Genomic DNA, 2,600 nt, shown 5'->3' with positions numbered 1-2,600 from the left:
TTTACGCCCTTGATTCCCATGAGATGGGGAACATTGAGTTCGCGGTCTTTCTGATAAGAGAAGCCTGCCGTTATCAGGATAGTGTCTTGATCTATTTGGGTATATTTTAAAGATTTACAGGCCGGGAGCAGTTGTTCGGGAGATGCCTTGCGGGCTTTGGTTTTCTTTTCTTCCTCCTTTGCGAAGGAGGAACAGACAAAAAATAATACCAAACAACAAGTTGCTATGATTAAGCCAGCCGATTTTTTCACCATCATTCTCCTTTGTCTGGGTTCTGCTTCAAAGCGTACCGGGCGGCACCATAGGTGGCCACGGAATAGGGGATACAGTAAGTAATGGTCAGCTTGATCCAGTCCAGGGCCTGCATGTCGCCACGCAGGAAGATACGGTCGCCATAATTGATCACAGCCAGGATCGAGCCGACCAACAAGGCAACCCTGGCCGATGTGGCTACGGTGCCTCTTTCAGTGGCTACAGTCAGGAATGTTTTCATTGGTCACCGCAATAGTGTTAACGTTAGGGATAAATCGCTTAGATGTACTTGGTAAGAATCGGTATAATTTAAAATTATACCGCAAAACTCCGGTGGTTGGGAAGAGGAAAAAATTTCTGAATGATTTTGATTGAGTACCATAGATTAATGGGAAAAAATTTGTTATAGTCCACCGGGCCTATCGGCAGGGGAAGGTTCAAGGAATAAATGAACGGTTTTTGGGGTTGTATCATCGGACTTTCCGGTGGGTATTTGGGGGGACTGGTGGGCGTGGGGGGTGGTATCATCATGGTACCGCTTATGACCTGGTTAGTCCGGTTTACGCAGCATCAGGCCCATGGGACAAGCCTTGTGGCCATCGTCTTCACCGGCCTGGTAGGGGCCGGCATCTATGCTCTCCACGGGACGGTGGATTGGAAAGCTGCGCTGATACTGGCGGCAACAGCCATTTTTACGGCCCGGTATGGTGCCCTTTACGCCCATTCATTGGCGGATAAAAAACTTAAAAAGGCTTTCGGGGTTTTCCTGGTTTCTATCTCTATGATCCTGTTGGCCAAAAGGTTTTTTTTAGGGAACATCTATGAACTGGATGGATGGTTAAAAATAGCCATTTTCCTTTTTACCGGAGCGGTTTCCGGCTTCATATCCGGGATGATGGGTGTCGGCGGGGGCGGCCTGATGGTCCCCTTGATGGTCCTTTTAGCCGGTATGGAGCAGCATGTGGCCCAGGGCACTTCTCTTCTGGTCATGGTTCCGGCCGGTATGATCGGCGCCATAACCCATTACCGGTTGGGAAATGTCCGTTCGAAAATTGTCTGGGGGCTGGCAGCCGGGGCCATAGCCGGTGGATATCTCGGGGCCATGTCGGCCAACCTGCTTCCCGGCCTCTACCTGACCCTGATCTTTTGCGGGTTCGCTGCCTGGATGGGGCTCCGGTATATCAGGGTGTGAAGGATGGGGCACCGCTTTGTTTAAACAAAATTGATTAGTACTACAGCGTATTTTTTGCTAATGCGCCCCTTAACCGTCATTCCGGCCTGCTTTAAAGCCTGTCCCCGAATGCATAAATCGGGGAGCGGAATCCAGGGACTTTGGTTTTCTCATTTTCTTAAAAAATCTGGATTCCCGATAAAGACATTCGGGAATGACGAGTTTTTACAAGACCATCAAAATTGGATCATATTATTGACTTAACCTCCTTGGGAGAAAGAACGGATATCGATGATTGACCTGTCAAATAATTATCTTCCCGAACATATTCACCATATCCATCTCATGGGTATCTGCGGCACCGGCATGGGGTCTTTGGCCGGTATGCTTAAGGAGCAGGGATTTCATATCACCGGTTCCGATCAGGCTGTTTATCCGCCGATGAGCACCTTCCTGGCCGACATCGGGATCGAGGTCAGGCAGGGCTACGGGCCGCAAAATTTGAATCCCAAACCTGATCTGGTTATCGTGGGCAATGTCATCACCCGGGTCAATCCGGAGGCCCAGGAATTGATCCGCCTCCGGATCCCCTTTCTTTCCCTGCCTCAGGCCCTGGCCCGAATTTTTCTGAAAGACAAGATTTGCCTGGTGGTGGCCGGGACCCATGGCAAGACGACCACTTCAGCCTTGCTGGCCTCCATTTTGGATCAAGCCGGTTTATCCCCGGGCTTCATGATCGGCGGCGTCCTCAGAGGCTATGAACGGAATTATCAGATAGGCCGGGGACCTTATTTTGTCATTGAGGGGGATGAATACGATACGGCTTTTTTTGACAAAGGCCCAAAATTTCTCCATTACCGGCCCCACCTGGCGGTTTTGACCAGCATCGAATTTGACCACGCCGATATTTATGCTGATTTAAAGGCCGTCCAGAAGGCCTTTGCCCGATTCCTTTCCATCCTGCCCGAGGAGGGGCTGCTGGTTGCCCATGGCCCAGACCCCCGGATTCAGGAAATCCTTTTTCAGGCCCCTTGCCCGGTGGAATCCTATGGCCTGGAGGCCCGTTGGGACTGGCATCTGGAGGAATTAAGGCCCACGGAACAGGGGAGCCGATTCCAGGTCTACCGGTGCCAGGAGTTTTTCGGAACTTTTGATTCTCCTTTGGCCGGGAAACACA

3 protein-coding genes are annotated in these 2,600 nt (G+C 50.8%); 2 read left to right on the top strand and 1 reads right to left on the bottom strand.

Annotated features, from left to right (window positions below; all coding sequences use genetic code 11):
• Nucleotides 1-253: 253 nt before the first annotated feature.
• A complete protein-coding gene (gene nrtS, locus HY879_07685; protein ID MBI5603221.1) occupies nucleotides 254-493 on the bottom strand; it encodes a nitrate/nitrite transporter NrtS in 240 nt (79 codons plus the stop codon).
• Nucleotides 494-700: 207 nt separating this feature from the next.
• On the opposite strand from nrtS, the gene HY879_07680 reads away from it, so the two are divergent.
• Together HY879_07680 and HY879_07675 are read left to right on the top strand one after the other, a co-directional pair.
• The gene (locus HY879_07680) at nucleotides 701-1,444 is read left to right on the top strand and encodes a sulfite exporter TauE/SafE family protein (GenBank protein ID MBI5603220.1); all 744 of its coding nucleotides are present in this window, start codon (nucleotides 701-703) and stop codon (nucleotides 1,442-1,444) included.
• Nucleotides 1,445-1,714: 270 nt separating this feature from the next.
• A partial coding sequence (locus HY879_07675) for a UDP-N-acetylmuramate:L-alanyl-gamma-D-glutamyl-meso-diaminopimelate ligase (protein ID MBI5603219.1) occupies nucleotides 1,715-2,600 on the top strand: 886 nt, incomplete at its 3' end.

Source organism: Deltaproteobacteria bacterium, from assembly GCA_016219225.1.
Taxonomy (GTDB): Bacteria; Desulfobacterota; RBG-13-43-22; order RBG-13-43-22; family RBG-13-43-22; genus RBG-13-43-22.
The sequence above is the reverse complement of the archived record's forward strand: the minus strand, read 5'-3'. Positions and strand labels throughout refer to the sequence as shown.